Origin of the sequence: Kineococcus sp. G2, assembly GCF_037154035.1 — a bacterium.
GTDB lineage: Bacteria > Actinomycetota > Actinomycetes > Actinomycetales > Kineococcaceae > Kineococcus.
This window is the reverse complement of record NZ_JBBBEM010000014.1, coordinates 23,467-37,440: the sequence shown is the minus strand read 5'-3', so window position 1 is coordinate 37,440 and position 13,974 is coordinate 23,467. Positions and strand designations below refer to the sequence as shown.

Here is a 13,974-nt window from a genome sequence, read left to right as displayed (position 1 = left end):
GCTCCCCGGCGGGGAGCGCCGCACGGGTGGGCTCAAGCGGCCGTCTGCTCGGCCTGCTCGGCCTGCACCGACAGCAGGAAGTCCCGCAGCGCCGCGAGGTCGTCGGTGTTGATCTGGTCGACGTGGGCGGCGACGAGCTCGCGCCACACCGCCTCCCGCTCGGGGCCGGGGGCGTCCGGCGTGGCCCAGAAGCGCACCTCGCGGCCGGCCAGGTGCGCCGCCTCCACGAAGTCGTGCAGCCGGGCGCGCTCCGCCTCCGGCATCTCGCCGACGCCCTGCCAGGTGAACAGGTTGTTCCAGTTGTCGCTGATCAGCGGCATGAAGTCGGGGTCCGCCCCGCTGTTGAGGTCGCCGGAGCGCCCGTCGTACCCCGCGTGCCGCACCTGCTGGCGGGCCATGAGGTCCACCGGCCGGTTGCCGGACACGACGGCGCTGACGGCACCGTCCTCGCCGTCGTAGCCGTCCGCGGTGAGCTCGTACGTGGTGAACAGGCCCGCGTCCCGGCCGTCGTACTCGGCGAGCACCGCGTCCAGCGCCGCGTACGTGGCGACCGCGTCGCTCTTGATGTCGATGAGCAGCTGCACCTGCTCGCCGTCGCCGTACACGCTGCCGCCGTTCTGCGCGACGATCGCGGCCAGCGGCTCCAGGTACAGCGACTCCAGGGTGCGGGCGGGGTCGAGGTCCCAGGAGTCGTGGGCGACGAGGAGCTCGCCGTCCACGAGGTACACGTCGGCCTCGACGCTGGTGAAGCCGTGCTCGAGGGCGTCCAGCAGGGGGCGCTCGTGCTCGTAGTCGTTGTGGGCGTGGGCCTGCGGCAGCGGCTGCACGGCCGGGACCGGCGCGGGCGCGGCGCCGGGGTCGGCGGGCAGCGTCGTGGCGGCCGCCGCGGTCGCGGTCAGCGGCAGCAGGGCGGCACCGCTGAGGGCGGCGAGCAGCAGGGATCGGGTGGGGCGGCGCACGGGGCCTCCGTCGTCGAGGGGGAACGAACGGAGGCGGACGCTACGAGGTGATCACGACGCCCGGGCGAACACCCGGCGACCTCCTCCCGAACACCACCTCCTCCGCGGAAACCATGGTTTCCGCCCTCCGGAGGAGTCGTCACCGGGCGGAGACCACGGTTCCCGCCCCGGATGAGCTGAGCCGGGCGACACTGCGCTGACGGTCCAGGGCGCGGCGCACGGCGTCGACGACGGCGCCCGGCTCGCGCAACGTCTGCGCGGTCACGTGCACCACCTCCCAGCCCGCGTCCCTCAGCGCGCGCAGGCGGCGGCGGTCGCGCTCGAGCTCCTCCCGCAGCGCGTGCCACTCGCCGTCGTACTCGACGGCGACCCGCAGTTCCTCCACGGCCAGGTCGACCCGGGCCACGAAGCGTCCCGCCGCGTCGCGCACCTCCACCGCGGGGACGACGTCCAGGCCCGCGTCGCGGCACAGCACCCGCACCCGTGACTCCTGCGGGGACTCGGCCCGCGGATCGCACAGCAGCGCCGCTGCCCGGGCGGGGACGACGTGGGGGTCGTGGACGTCCTCGAGCCACTGCTGGAAGCGCACCGGGTCCAGCAGACCGCCGCGTGCCAGCCGGTCCAGGTCGGCCACCCCGTCGGGCTTCGCCACCCGGGAGCACACGTCGAACGCCATGCGTTCAGGTCGTGCCAGGGGCACGCCGTGCCACGTGCCGCCGGCCTCGACCGTTCGTCCCAGACGGACGCGCACCCCGGTCGGCATCGTCCAGCGCCCCGGAGCGGGCAGCAGCACCTCCACGTCGTCCGACGCCCGGGCGAGGGGGACGCCCAGCACGGTGGCCTGCGACCGGCCGGTCACGACCGCCCCGGGCGGCAGGAGCAGCCCCACCGCCTCGACGCGGAGCTCGTGCGTCAGCGGCATGCCGGCCGACGTGTAGACGCCGCGGAACACCCGCCGTACCCTCGGCCCGCGCAACTGCTTCTCGCTGAGGGCACCGGCCTCGACGGCGAGACGGCCGAGGAAGACGCGGGGCAGCTGGTCCGGACGGCGGCGGGGCGAGCGCGGGAGCACCCGGTCACGGTCGGTCCTGCACCGCGCTCTGCGGGACCGCCGCGACGTACCTGGGGACGGCACACCCGCTGGGCGCCCTTGTGGATCCGCTGCTCCCCAAGGCGGAAACCGTGGTCCCCGCCTCCGAACGGGTCCCACCGGGGCGGAAACCATGGTTTCCGCCCCGGTGGGGAGGGAGGGGGTCAGCGGTGGCGGGAGACCTCGTACAGGGCGATGCCCGCGGCGACACCGGCGTTGAGGGACTCCACCGCGGCGGCCATCGGGATGCTCACCACCTGGTCGCACGTCTCGCGCACCAACCGGGACAGGCCCGCGCCCTCCGCGCCGACGACGACCACGAGGGGCCCGTCGGCGAGCTGGAGCTGCGGCAGGGCGACGTCGCCGTCGGCGTCCAGGCCGACGACGAACAGCCCCGCCTCCTGGTACTCCTGCAGCGCCCTGGTCAGGTTCGTCGCCCGGGCGACCGGCACGCGCGCCGCGGCGCCCGCCGACGTCTTCCACGCCGACGCGGTCACGCCGGCGGCGCGGCGCTCCGGCACGAGCACGCCGTGCCCGCCGAAGGCCGCCACCGAGCGGATCACGGCACCGAGGTTGCGCGGGTCCGTCACCCCGTCCAGGGCCACCACCAGGGGCGGGCGGCCGGTGTCGGCCGCGCGCTCCAGCAGCTCGCGCGGGTGGGCGTAGTCGTAGGGCGGCACCGACGCCGCCACGCCCTGGTGCACGGCACCCTCGGTGAGGCGGTCCAGGTCGGCGCGGGACGCCTCCAGCAGCGGGATGCCCCGGTCACCGGCCGCGGCGAGGATCTCCTTGACGCGGTCGTCGGAGTCGATGCGCGAGGCGACGTACACGCCCGTGACCGGCAGCCCCGCCCGCAGCGCCTCCACGAGGGAGTTGCGGCCCGCGATCCACTCGGTCTCGCCGGTCTTCTTCGCCGTGCGCCGGGCGGGCGGGCGGGCGCCGGTGCGGGGGTTGGTCGTGGCCGCCCGGTGCGCCGCCTTCGCCGCGCGCGCGGCGGCCGGGTGGCCGGTGCGCTCGGTCGCCTTCGGCGTCGGCCCCTTGCCCTCCAGCGACCGGCGGTTCTTGCCGCCGGTGCCGCCGCTCGGGCCCTTCTTGCTCCTGCTGACAGCGCCACGGCGCTGCGAGTTCCCCGCCACTACTGCTCACCCTCCAGCGACCACCGGGCACCGGTGGGCGTGTCATCGATCACGATGCCCGCGTCCTTCAGGGAGTCGCGCACCGCGTCGGCGGTGGCGAAGTCTCGCGCGGCGCGGGCGGCCGCACGCTCCTCCAGGCGGGCGCGCACCAGGACGTCGAGCGCGTCGCGCGCCGCGTCCGAGGTGCCCGACCGCGAGACCCACGGCTCGCTCAGGGGGTCCAGCCCGAGAACGCCGAGACCGGCGCGCACCTGCTGGTACGCCGTGAGGACCTGCTCGCCGGCGCCGTCCGCCAGCGCCTGGTTGCCGCGGCGGGCCGCCTCGTGCAGCGAGGCGAGCGCGGCCGGGGTGGCCAGGTCGTCGTCCATCGCGGCGGCGAACTCCGGTGCCACCTGCCCGGCGGGGACGTCCGGCCCCACCCGCTCGGCGGCGCGGTGCACGAACCCCTCCAGGCGCGAGTACGCCGCCTCCGCCTCCACCAGCGAGGTGGTGGAGTACTCCAGCGCCGTGCGGTAGTGCGCCGAGACGAGGTAGTAGCGCAGCACCACCGCGCGGTGCTCGCGCAGCAGGTTCGGCACGCCCAGCACGTTGCCCAGCGACTTGCTCATCTTCTCGCCGGCCATCGTCACGAAGTGGTTGTGCAGCCAGTAGTTCGCGAACCCGTCGCCGGCCGCGCGCGACTGCGCCTGCTCGTTCTCGTGGTGCGGGAAGCGCAGGTCCAGGCCACCGCCGTGGACGTCGAAGCGGCTGCCCAGGTAGCGCCCGGCCATCGCCGAGCACTCCAGGTGCCAGCCGGGGCGGCCGCGGCCCCACGGGGTGGGCCACGAGGCGCTGGCCGGCTCCGTGGGCTTGGCGCCCTTCCACAGCGCGAAGTCGCGCGGGTCGCGCTTGCCGCGCGGGTCCGCGTCGGCGGCCGGCTCCATGTCCGCCAGGTCCTGGTGGGTCAGCTCGCCGTACGCCGGCCAGGAGCGGACGTCGAAGTAGACGTCGCCCGAGCCGTCGGCGGCCGGGTAGGCGTGGCCGCGCTCGACCAGCCGCTCGATCAGCTCGACCATCTCCGGCACGTGGCCGGTGGCGCGCGGCTCCACCGTCGGCGGCAGCACCCCGAGCGCGTCGTAGGCGGCGGCGAACTCGCGCTCGAAGCGGTAGGCGTGCGCCCACCACGGCACCCCGGCCTCGGCGGCCCTGGCGAGGATCTTGTCGTCGATGTCGGTGACGTTGCGCACCAGGGTCACCTCGTGACCGGTGGCGGTCAGCCAGCGGCGCAGCACGTCGAAGGCGACCTGCGCGCGCACGTGCCCCAGGTGCGGCGAGCCCTGCGGAGTGGCGCCGCAGACGTAGACGCCGACCCGCCCGGGCTGCAGCGGGACGAAGTCGCGCACCGCGCCGGCGGCGCTGTCGTGGAGGCGCAGGGTCACCCCGCCAGGCTACCGGTCGGCCACCGGCCCGCCGTCCGCTCGCCCGGGCCCGGCGGGCGGCGCTCGACTAGGGTCGGCCCATGGCCTGGACCGTTCCCGCGATCATCTCCCGCAGCAAGGGTGCCCCCGTCGAGACGGCGGACGTCGTGGTGCCCGAGCCGATCGCCGGCGAGGTGGTCGTCGACGTGGCCGCGTGCGGGGTGTGCCACACGGACCTGCACTACCGCGAGGGCGGCATCACCGACGACTACCCGTTCCTGCTGGGCCACGAGGCCGCCGGCACCGTCGCCGCGATCGGCGAGGGCGTCACGAACGTGGCCGTCGGTGACAGCGTGGTGCTGAACTGGCGGGCGGTGTGCGGGCAGTGCCGCGCCTGCAAGCGCGGCGCACCGCAGTACTGCTTCAACACGCACAACGCCACGCAGAAGATGACCCTGACCGACGGCACGCCGCTGAGCCCGGCGCTGGGCATCGGGGCGTTCGCCCCGAAGACGCTGGTGGCCGCGGGGCAGGCCACGAGGATCGACACCTCGATCTACGACGGCTCGGCGCTGGAGTACGACCCGGCCGTGGCCGGACTGCTCGGCTGCGGGGTGATGGCCGGCATCGGCGCGGCGGTGAACACCGCCCCGGTGCGCCGCGGGGACACCGTGGCGGTCATCGGCTGCGGCGGGGTGGGCGCGGCGGCGGTGGCCGGGGCGGTGCTGGCCGGGGCCCGGCGCGTCGTGGCGATCGACATCGACGACAGGAAGCTCGGCTGGGCGCAGCAGCTGGGCGCCACCCACACCGTCAACAGCCGCGGGCTGGACGAGGACGGCGTGGTGCGCGCCGTGCAGGAGGTCACCGACGGCTTCGGCGCGGACGTGGTCATCGACGCGGTCGGCCGGCCCGAGACGTGGCGGCAGGCGTTCTACGCGCGAGACCTGGCCGGCACCGTCGTCCTGGTGGGGGTGCCCACCCCCGAGATGCAGCTGCAGGTGCCGCTGGCGGACGTGTTCGGTCGCGGCGGCGCGCTGAAGTCGTCCTGGTACGGCGACTGCCTGCCCGAGCGGGACTTCCCGCAGCTGCTGGAGCTGCACGCGCGCGGGCGGCTGCCGCTGGAGGCTTTCGTGTCCGAGCGCATCGGGCTGGGCGACGTCGAGGCCGCGTTCGCCACGATGCAGCGCGGCGAGGTGCTGCGCTCGGTCGTCGTGATGGGCGCGTGAGGCGGCGATGAGCGCCCGGGTCGAGCACCTGGTCACCTCCGGCACGTTCAGCCTGGACGGGCAGACCTTCGACGTCGAGAACAACGTCTGGCTGATCGGCGACGACACCGAGGTCGTCGTCATCGACGCCCCCCACGACGCCGACGCGATCGCCGCAGCGATCGGGGACCGCCGCCTGCTGGCCGTGGTGTGCACCCACGCCCACGACGACCACGTGCGCCGCGCTCCGGAACTGGCCGAGCGCTTCAGCACCGCCGAGCACCGCGTCCCGGTGCTGCTGCACCCGGCCGACCGCGAGGTGTGGGAGCTGACCCACCCGGGGCTGGCCACCACCGACCTGGTCCCCGGCGAGGTCGTCACGGTGGCCGGCACCGACCTGCACGTGCTGCACACCCCCGGGCACACCCCGGGCGCGGTGTGCTTCTACGCCCCGGCGCTGGGCACGGTCTTCACCGGCGACACCCTCTTCAACGGCGGTCCCGGCGCCACCGGCCGCTCCTTCTCCAGCTTCGACACGATCGTCGCCTCGATCCGCGACGTGCTGCTGGAGCTGCCGCCGGAGACGCGGGTGCTCACCGGCCACGGGGAGAGCACCACCGTCGGCGACGAGGCGCCCCACCTGCAGGAGTGGATCGACCGCGGGCACTGACCGGCGACGGTGCCGGGGCACCCCGAGTGGCGGGCGCCCCGGCTCCTGGCAGCATCGCTGCCGTGAGTGATCCCACAGCGCCTCCCGGCGCACCGCCCGCCGACACGGGGAACCAGCCGCGCACGGTCAACGTCGTGGAGCGCGGCATCGCCGAAGCCGCCCGGTGGACGCTGCGCCTGCTCGTCATCGGCATCGGCGTGGCCGGCCTGCTGTGGCTGCTCGGCAAGGGGTGGTCGCTGCTGCTGCCGCTGCTGCTGGCGGTGCTGCTCAGCGCGATCCTGTGGCCGCTGGCCAGCCTGCTGAGGGCCGTGCTGCCGCGCGCGATCGCCGCCCTGCTGTCGATCCTCATCCTGGTCACGCTCGTCGTCGGCATCTTCGCCGCCCTGATCCCCAGCGTGGCCGGTCAGTTCGGGGAGGTCGCCGACTCCGCCGTCGCCGGCATCCAGCAGGTGCAGGACTGGATCAACGGCCCGCCGCTGAACCTCGGCGACGAGGAGGTCGGCGACCTCGTCAACCAGGGCCTGCAGGAGCTGCAGAGCAACGCGCAGAGCATCGCCCTGGGGGTCGTGGGCGGCGTCGGCACCGTCGGCGCCAGCATCGGCTCCGGCGTGATCACCTTCCTGCTGGTGCTCGTCCTGACCTTCTTCTGCCTGTCCGACGGCGACCGCCTCCTGCCCTGGTCGCGCCGCTGGCTGGACGCGCGCACCCACCACCACGCCACCGAGCTCGGCACCCGGGTCTGGGCGACCGTGCGCGGGTACATCCTGTCCCAGGCGGCCGTGGCGTTCGTCGACGCGTTCTTCATCGGCATCGGCCTGTGGATCGTCGGCGTGCCGTTCGCCCTGCCCCTGGCCGTGACGATCTTCTTCGCGGCCTTCATCCCCATCGTGGGGGCCGTGGTGACGGGGGTCCTGGCCACCCTCGTGGCGCTCGTCACCCTCGGCTGGGTGGAGGCCCTCATCGTCCTGGGCATCGTGCTGCTCGTGCAGCAGCTGGAGGGCAACGTCCTGCAGCCCCTGCTGGTCGGCAAGACGCTCGCGCTGCACCCGGCGGTGGTCATCGGGGCGGTGACGATCGGCGGGACGCTGTTCGGCATCATCGGCGCGTTCCTCGCCGTGCCCGTCGCTGCGATCCTCACGGTGGTGCTGCGCTACGTGCACCACGTGCTCCTGCCGGACGAACCGGAGAACCCCGCGGAGGAGCACAAGACCAAGAAGAACCCCCTGCGCCGCAACCCCGCCGTCGCCGAGGGCGAGCCCGCCGCCGCTGCCGCCGCGAAGGGCGCCCACCCGGACGAGCGCTCCTGAGGAGCGCCCCCGAGGGGCTCCGCGGCGCTGCGGACGGAGCCGCTCAGACGGGCACGACGAGCGCGGTGGCGATCGCGGCGATCCCCTCGCCGCGCCCCGTCAGTCCCAGCCCGTCGGTGGTGGTGCCGGAGACGCTGACCGGCGCGCCGCACGCCGCGGACAGCACGGCCTCCGCCTCCGCGCGGCGGGTGCCGATCCGCGGGCGGTTGCCCACGACCTGCACGGAGACGTTGCCGATCTCGTAGCCGGCCGCGCGCACCAGGCGGGCGGCCTCGGCGAGCAGGCGGGCACCGGAGGCGCCGGCCCACTCGGGGCGCCCGGTGCCGAAGTGCGCCCCGAGGTCCCCCAGCCCGCCGGCGGCGAACAGCGCGTCGGCGCAGGCGTGGGCCGCCACGTCCCCGTCGGAGTGGCCCTGCGGGCCGAGCGGCTCGTCGGGCCACAGCAGACCCGCCACGCGGCACTCGCGGCCGGCCGCCAGCGGGTGCACGTCCACGCCGGTGCCCACGCGGGGCCAGGCGGTGCGGTCGGCGCTCACGCGCCCCCTCCTCTCAGCAGCGCCTCGGCCAGCACCAGGTCCACCGGGCGCGTGACCTTGAAGGCGGCGTCGTCGCCCGCCACGGTGAGCACCTCGTGGCCGAGCGCCTCGAGCATCCCGGCGTCGTCGGTCGCCGGCGCGGCGGCGGTGGCCGCTGCGTGGGCGCGACGCAGGGGTCCCGGCGCGAACCCCTGCGGGGTCTGCACCGCCACGAGCTCGCGGCGGTCCACGGTCTCCAGGACACGCCCGGCGGCGACCCGCTTGACGGTGTCGGAGACGGGCAGCACGGGCACGACCGCCACCCCACCACCGCGGACCGCCTCGACGACCGAGCGGAAGACCGACGGCGGGGTCAGGCACCGGGCGGCGTCGTGCACGAGGACCACGTCGACGTCCTCCGGCAGCACGGCCAGACCGCAGCGCACGGAGTCCTGCCGCTCCGCTCCCCCGGTCACGACACGGAGGTCGGGCACCCCCAGGGGGGTGAGCAGCTCACGCACCCGCTGCTGCTCACCCTCCGGGGCGACCACCACCACGACGTCGACGACGCCGGAGCCGAGGGCGCGCCGGAGGGCGTGCACGAGCAGGGGTTCCCCGGCCACGGCCACGAGGGCCTTGGGCAGGCCGGCCCCCAGACGCTCGCCCCGGCCGGCGGCCGGGACGACGAGAGCGCAGGTCAGGAGGCCAGGACCTCGTCCAGCAGGGACTCGGCCTTGTCCTCGTTGGTGTTCTCGGCCAGGGCCAGCTCGGAGACGAGGATCTGGCGCGCCTTCGCCAGCATCCGCTTCTCACCGGCGGACAGACCGCGGTCCTGGTCGCGGCGCCAGAGGTCGCGCACGACCTCGGCGACCTTGATGACGTCCCCGGAGGCCAGCTTCTCGAGGTTGGCCTTGTACCGGCGGGACCAGTTCGTGGGCTCCTCCGCGTACGGGGTGCGCAGGACCGAGAACACCCGGTCCAGCCCCTCGCGACCGACGACGTCCCGGACGCCGACGAGGTCGACGTTCTCGGCGGGCACTTCGATGGTCAGGTCGCCCTGGGCGACCTTGAGCACGAGGTAGAGCTTCTCCTCGCCCTTGATGGTGCGGGTCTTGATCTCCTCGATCAGTGCAGCCCCGTGGTGGGGGTAGACGACCGTTTCGCCGACCGTGAAAGCCATAGAACGTGACCCCTTTCCCTGGCTCCAGATTACCACGCCGAGCAGCGGCCGGGCACCCCTCGTGAGCGCGTTTGCGCAGGTCAGAGCCCCGAAGGCCGCCCACGCCCCCCTTGACACGACCCGATCCGCGTGCTTCGCGCGCGCAGGGGCGCCGGTCCCGCGCCCCCCGGAGCGGTCGCCGGGGCCGGCCGGCGGGCCCGCGGCGGCGGCGCGCCCCCGCGGCACCGGCGCCCGGGTGGACGGCTACGACTCCCGGTAGTCTGAACGCGTGAAGCTCCGCCAGCGCGCCGCCGTCGCCCTCGTCACCGTCGCGAGCACCCTCGGGGTCGCGGGGTGCTCCACCTTCTCCCCCGCGGTCGTCCTGCGGCCGTACGACCCCAGCGACGGCAAGAACGCGACCGTGGCCACCGTCGAGGTGCGCAACGCCCTCGTGGTCTCCGCGGGCCTCGACGAGCCGGGCGTGGTCTCGGTGACCCTGGTCAACGACTCCCTCGAGGACGCCACGGTGACGGTCGCCGCCGACGTCGAGGCGGCGGGCCTGCAGGCCGGAGAGGCTCCGGAGCAGACGTTCACGATCCCGGCCGGCCACGTCGTGCAGATCGGCGCCCCGGCCGCCGTGGACGGGGTGGACGGTGGGGACATCCCCCTCGGCGTCGACGAGCAGGCCCCGGCGTGGATGCAGATCCCCCAGGTCCCCGTCGTGGCCGGCGAGACCCTGCCGCTGACCTTCCGCTCGAGCGGGGTGGAGATCGAGGTCGAGGCGCCCGTGCTGCTGCCCTGCTTCGAGTACTCCGAGATCACGCCGACCGCGGCGCCGAACCCCGGCGTGGAGACGGCCGCCGCGGACCAGGAGGACATCCAGTGCGGTCCCGCGCTGGGCGAGGAGGGCACGATCCGCGAGGGCCAGGCCGGCGAGCACTGACCCGCCGGGCGCCGCGGCTCCCCCGGACCCGCGGCGCCCGCCCGCTCACCCCTCGAACTTGTAGCCCAGCCCGCGCACCGTCACCAGGTGGCGCGGGTTGGACGGGTCGGGCTCGATCTTCGCGCGCAGGCGCTTGACGTGGACGTCGAGCGTCTTGGTGTCACCGACGTAGTCGGAACCCCAGACGCGGTCGATGAGCTGCACGCGGGTCAGCACCCGTCCCGCGTTGCGCAGCAGCATCTCCAGCAGCTCGAACTCCTTCAGCGGCAGCGGGACCTGCTCGCCGCGCACGGTGACCACGTGGCGGTCCACGTCCATGCGCACCCCGCCGGCCTCGACCGTGGTCTGCACCAGCTCCTCCGGCTCGGCCCCGCGGCGCAGCACCGCGCGCACGCGCGCCAGCAGCTCGCGGGAGGAGTACGGCTTGGTGACGTAGTCGTCCGCGCCGATCTCCAGCCCGACGACCTTGTCGATCTCGGAGTCCTTCGCGGTGAGCATGATGACCGGCACGCTGGAACGGGTGCGCAGCTGGCGGCACACCTCCGTGCCGGGGATGCCGGGGAGCATGAGGTCCAGCAGCACCAGGTCGGCGCCGGCCCGGTCGAACTCCTCCAGCGCCGCCGGGCCGGTGTCGCTGACCGCCACGTCGTAGCCCTCCCGCCGCAGCAGGTAGGACAGCGGGTCGGAGAACGACTCCTCGTCCTCGACCACCAGGATGCGCGTCACGGTCGAACCTCCAGGGGTGAGTTCTCCGGGGTCTGTCCCGGAGAGCGTCGGGAAGGACCCGCGGCGCCGCGCTGAACGCGCCGCGGGGGGTCGTGGGGCTCGGCGGCGAGCGCCTCCGGCGGCTCGTCGGCCGCGGGGGTCGCCGCCGGCGCCTCCGGCAGCCGCAGCGTGAACGTCGAGCCCTCCCCCTCGACGCTCCACACCCGGACCTCACCGCCGTGCTTGCCGGCCACGTGCTTGACGATGGACAACCCCAGCCCCGTGCCGCCGGTCAGGCGCGAGCGGGCCGGGTCGACGCGGTAGAAGCGCTCGAAGATCCGCTCCAGGTCCGCCGGGCTGATGCCCACACCGCGGTCCGAGACGGCGATGTCCACGGCCGCCGGGGCGGCGCCCTCCTCCCCCGACGCCGGCCGCACCCTGCGCACCTCCACCACGACGCGGCTGCGCTCCGGGGAGTAGGCGAGGGCGTTGTGCACGAGGTTGCGCATGGCCGTCACCAGCAGCTCGCGGTCGCCGCTGACGAGGACACCGCGCTCACCGGCGACCACGATGTCCGACTCGCGCTGCTGGGCCACCGAGACGCTGCGGTCGACGGCCTCGGCGACGAGGACGTCCACCTCCAGCAGCGTCGCCTCGACCACGTTCTCCGCCGCCTGCAGGCGCGAGAGGTCGATGATCTCCTGCACCAGCTGGGTCAGCCGCTTCGACTCCCGGCGCATCCGGCGGGCGAAGTGGCGCACCGCCTCGGGGTCGTCGGCGGCGTCCTCCACGGCCTCGGAGAGCAGGGAGAGCGCCCCCACCGGCGTCTTCAGCTCGTGGCTGACGTTGGCGACGAAGTCGCGGCGCACCGCCTCCACGCGCCGCGACTCGGTGCGGTCCTCCAGCAGCAGCAGCACGTGGCGCGGCCCCAGCGGGGAGACGCGGGCGAGCACGACGGCGGGCGGGCGGCCCAGCCCGGGGGCCAGCTCGACCTCCATCTCACGCACCCGGCCGTCGCGGCGGCAGGCGCGGACCATCTCGCGCAGCTGGGCGTCGGTGACCTCCCGGCCGGCCACGACGCCGGCGGCGTAGGAGGCGGCGCTGGCCTTGACGACCTCGTCGGTCGCGTCGAGCACGACCGCAGAGGAGCGCAGCGCCATGAGGACGTCGCTGACCCCGGGGGGCACGCCCACCGGCTCGCTGGGAGCGGGGTCGTGGTGCTGCAGCCGTTCGGAGACGCGGAAGGCGAGCACGCCGGCCGCGCCGGCCAGCACGCCGGCGGCAGCGGCGATGCTGCTCGAGATGTCGCCGACCACGGCACCAGCCTAAGGTTGCCGAGGACCCCTGCTCCGCACGGCCGGGCCGCCCGGCCGCCGCGGCGCCAGGTGTTCACGCGCGCGGCGGCGTCCGTTCACCCGGACCTGGGAACCTCCAGGACGGCGGGAGCCGCAGCGGGCACCGCTGAACCGCCGCTCGAGAGAGGCAGCCGTGCGCAACGTCTACCACGACGAACTGGTCCACCTCGTCGACACCCTCGTCGAGATGACGAACCTGGCGCGCTCGGCCATGTCGCGCGCCACGACCGCCCTGCTCGACGCCGACCGGGAGCTGGCCGAGAGCGTCATCACCGCCGACCAGCGCATCGACTCCCTGCAGCACGACCTGGAGGAGCGCTCCCTGCAGCTGCTGGCGCGCCAGCAGCCGGTGGCGACGGACCTGCGCGTGGTGGTGACCGCGCTGCGGATGAGCACCAGCCTGGAGCGCATGGGCGACCTCGCCCGGCACGTGGCCAAGCTCGCCCGGCTGCGCCACCCCGAGCCGGTCGTGCCGGCCGAGTACCGCTCCACCGTCCTGCAGATGGCGCAGGTGGCCGAGCGCATCGTCACCAAGGCCGGCAGCGTGATCGCCTCGCGCGACGTGGCCCTGGCCGCGGAGCTCGAGACCGACGACGACGAGATGGACCGCTTGCACCGCAGCGTGTTCGAGAAGCTGATGGCGCGCAGCGCCGGGCAGCCCACGGAGGTGGCGGTGGACCTGACGCTGTGCAGCCGCTACTACGAGCGCTTCGCCGACCACGCCGTGTCCGTGGCGAAGAACGTGACGTTCCTGGTGACCGGCTCGCACGAGGCACCGGAACCGCACGGCCTGCCGCTGGTCGGCTGACCTCCGCGGCGCTGCGCACCGGTGTAGCGTCGAGCACGTGGACCACCCCAGGCGCCGGCCCCGCGCAGCGGCAGGGGTGCTGGCCGCCTGCGCGGCACTCGTCCTGACCGGCGCCGGCTGCTCCGAGCAGGAGCTGCCCGGCCCCGCGCCCACGACGACCACCGTGGAACCCACGCTCTCCCCGGAACCGGGCACCAGCGCCCCCACGGCCACGACCCCGGCCTTCGACTGCTCCGCGGTGCGCAGCGCCCAGGAGGAGCTGGACGGCGCCTTCGCGGCGGAGCTGGAACGGCTCGACGTCCCGCGCGGCGACCCGCGAGCGCAGTCCGTGTACGCGCTGGTCACCACGCAGGAGGGCCCGTCCTACTACGCCTCCGTCCTCGCCGCGGCACCACCCGAGCTCGCCGAGGACGCGCGCCTGGTCCTGGACTACTACGAGCGCCTGGCGCAGGAGGCGGGCGACCTGACGCCGGCCACCGGCTCGACGGCCGACCTCACCGCCGCCGTGGAGGAGCTGGACCGGGCCGCGGGCACCGTCGCCGACCCCGCCGCCGGCACGGCCGCCGTGGAGGCCCAGGAGCGGCTGCAGACCGCGCTGGCCCGCTCGTGCGACGAGGACGCCGACGGCGCCACCCCCTCCGGCACCGCCACCCCGTCGGAGGGGTCCACGGCGACGAGCACGGCGCCGGTCGCGACGACGAGCGTCACGACCGGCGCCTGAGCGTC

General features: G+C 75.0%; 15 protein-coding genes. 6 read left to right on the top strand and 9 right to left on the bottom strand.

Going from position 1 to position 13,974, the window contains the following annotated elements; translation table 11 throughout:
* Positions 1–32 precede the first annotated feature (32 nt).
* From V9U69_RS03180 to cysS, 4 genes are all read right to left on the bottom strand, one after another.
* Positions 33–905 (bottom strand): phosphatidylinositol-specific phospholipase C/glycerophosphodiester phosphodiesterase family protein, encoded by an 873-nt coding sequence (locus V9U69_RS03180; RefSeq protein WP_442907566.1) that lies wholly within the window; start codon positions 903–905, stop codon positions 33–35.
* Between the two features lie 193 nt (positions 906–1,098).
* Positions 1,099–2,031: a DUF559 domain-containing protein gene (locus V9U69_RS03175; RefSeq protein ID WP_337059848.1), complete on the bottom strand. Its 933-nt coding sequence runs from the start codon at positions 2,029–2,031 to the stop codon at positions 1,099–1,101.
* Positions 2,032–2,213: 182 nt separating this feature from the next.
* Entirely contained in the window at positions 2,214–3,185 is a 972-nt protein-coding gene (gene rlmB, locus V9U69_RS03170) for a 23S rRNA (guanosine(2251)-2'-O)-methyltransferase RlmB (RefSeq protein ID WP_337059847.1), read from the bottom strand.
* Positions 3,185–4,603 carry a cysteine--tRNA ligase gene (gene cysS, locus V9U69_RS03165; RefSeq protein WP_337059846.1) on the bottom strand — a complete coding sequence of 473 codons (1,419 nt, stop codon included), beginning with the start codon at positions 4,601–4,603 and terminating at the stop codon, positions 3,185–3,187. The genes rlmB and cysS overlap by 1 nt, the downstream gene beginning before the upstream one ends.
* 80 nt (positions 4,604–4,683) lie before the next feature.
* On the opposite strand from cysS, the gene V9U69_RS03160 reads away from it, so the two are divergent.
* The 3 genes from V9U69_RS03160 (at position 4,684) to V9U69_RS03150 (ending at position 7,764) form a co-directional block, all read left to right on the top strand.
* On the top strand, positions 4,684–5,808 hold the full coding sequence (locus tag V9U69_RS03160; protein WP_337059845.1) for an S-(hydroxymethyl)mycothiol dehydrogenase: 1,125 nt from the start codon (positions 4,684–4,686) through the stop codon (positions 5,806–5,808).
* A 7-nt stretch (positions 5,809–5,815) separates the two neighbouring features.
* On the top strand, positions 5,816–6,457 hold the full coding sequence (locus tag V9U69_RS03155) for an MBL fold metallo-hydrolase (protein ID WP_337059844.1): 642 nt from the start codon (positions 5,816–5,818) through the stop codon (positions 6,455–6,457).
* 62 nt (positions 6,458–6,519) lie between these two features.
* Positions 6,520–7,764: an AI-2E family transporter gene (locus V9U69_RS03150; protein ID WP_337059843.1), complete on the top strand. Its 1,245-nt coding sequence runs from the start codon at positions 6,520–6,522 to the stop codon at positions 7,762–7,764.
* A 43-nt stretch (positions 7,765–7,807) separates the two neighbouring features.
* On the opposite strand, the gene ispF is transcribed toward V9U69_RS03150, so the two are convergent.
* Genes ispF through V9U69_RS03135 form a run of 3 tightly spaced genes read right to left on the bottom strand, consistent with a single transcriptional unit; the run spans position 7,808 to position 9,458 of the window.
* Complete coding sequence (gene ispF / locus V9U69_RS03145; RefSeq protein WP_337059842.1) at positions 7,808–8,299, bottom strand: 2-C-methyl-D-erythritol 2,4-cyclodiphosphate synthase; 492 nt, start codon at positions 8,297–8,299, stop codon at positions 7,808–7,810.
* On the bottom strand, positions 8,296–8,979 hold the full coding sequence (gene ispD, locus V9U69_RS03140) for a 2-C-methyl-D-erythritol 4-phosphate cytidylyltransferase (protein WP_337059850.1): 684 nt from the start codon (positions 8,977–8,979) through the stop codon (positions 8,296–8,298). Before ispD ends, ispF begins: the two co-directional genes overlap by 4 nt.
* Positions 8,976–9,458 (bottom strand): CarD family transcriptional regulator, encoded by a 483-nt coding sequence (locus V9U69_RS03135; RefSeq protein WP_166610666.1) that lies wholly within the window; start codon positions 9,456–9,458, stop codon positions 8,976–8,978. Before V9U69_RS03135 ends, ispD begins: the two co-directional genes overlap by 4 nt.
* A gap of 268 nt (positions 9,459–9,726) precedes the next feature.
* On the opposite strand from V9U69_RS03135, the gene V9U69_RS03130 reads away from it, so the two are divergent.
* Complete coding sequence (locus tag V9U69_RS03130; RefSeq protein ID WP_337059841.1) at positions 9,727–10,380, top strand: hypothetical protein; 654 nt, start codon at positions 9,727–9,729, stop codon at positions 10,378–10,380.
* Between the two features lie 45 nt (positions 10,381–10,425).
* On the opposite strand, the gene V9U69_RS03125 is transcribed toward V9U69_RS03130, so the two are convergent.
* Together V9U69_RS03125 and V9U69_RS03120 are read right to left on the bottom strand one after the other, a co-directional pair.
* Positions 10,426–11,106 carry a winged helix-turn-helix domain-containing protein gene (locus V9U69_RS03125; RefSeq protein WP_166610668.1) on the bottom strand — a complete coding sequence of 227 codons (681 nt, stop codon included), beginning with the start codon at positions 11,104–11,106 and terminating at the stop codon, positions 10,426–10,428.
* Complete coding sequence (locus V9U69_RS03120) at positions 11,103–12,401, bottom strand: sensor histidine kinase (protein WP_337059840.1); 1,299 nt, start codon at positions 12,399–12,401, stop codon at positions 11,103–11,105. The genes V9U69_RS03125 and V9U69_RS03120 overlap by 4 nt, the downstream gene beginning before the upstream one ends.
* 172 nt (positions 12,402–12,573) lie before the next feature.
* Between V9U69_RS03120 and phoU the strand changes: the two genes are divergently transcribed.
* Complete coding sequence (phoU, locus tag V9U69_RS03115) at positions 12,574–13,248, top strand: phosphate signaling complex protein PhoU (RefSeq protein WP_337059839.1); 675 nt, start codon at positions 12,574–12,576, stop codon at positions 13,246–13,248.
* 37 nt (positions 13,249–13,285) lie between these two features.
* Positions 13,286–13,969: a hypothetical protein gene (locus tag V9U69_RS03110; protein WP_337059838.1), complete on the top strand. Its 684-nt coding sequence runs from the start codon at positions 13,286–13,288 to the stop codon at positions 13,967–13,969.
* Positions 13,970–13,974: the final 5 nt, after the last annotated feature.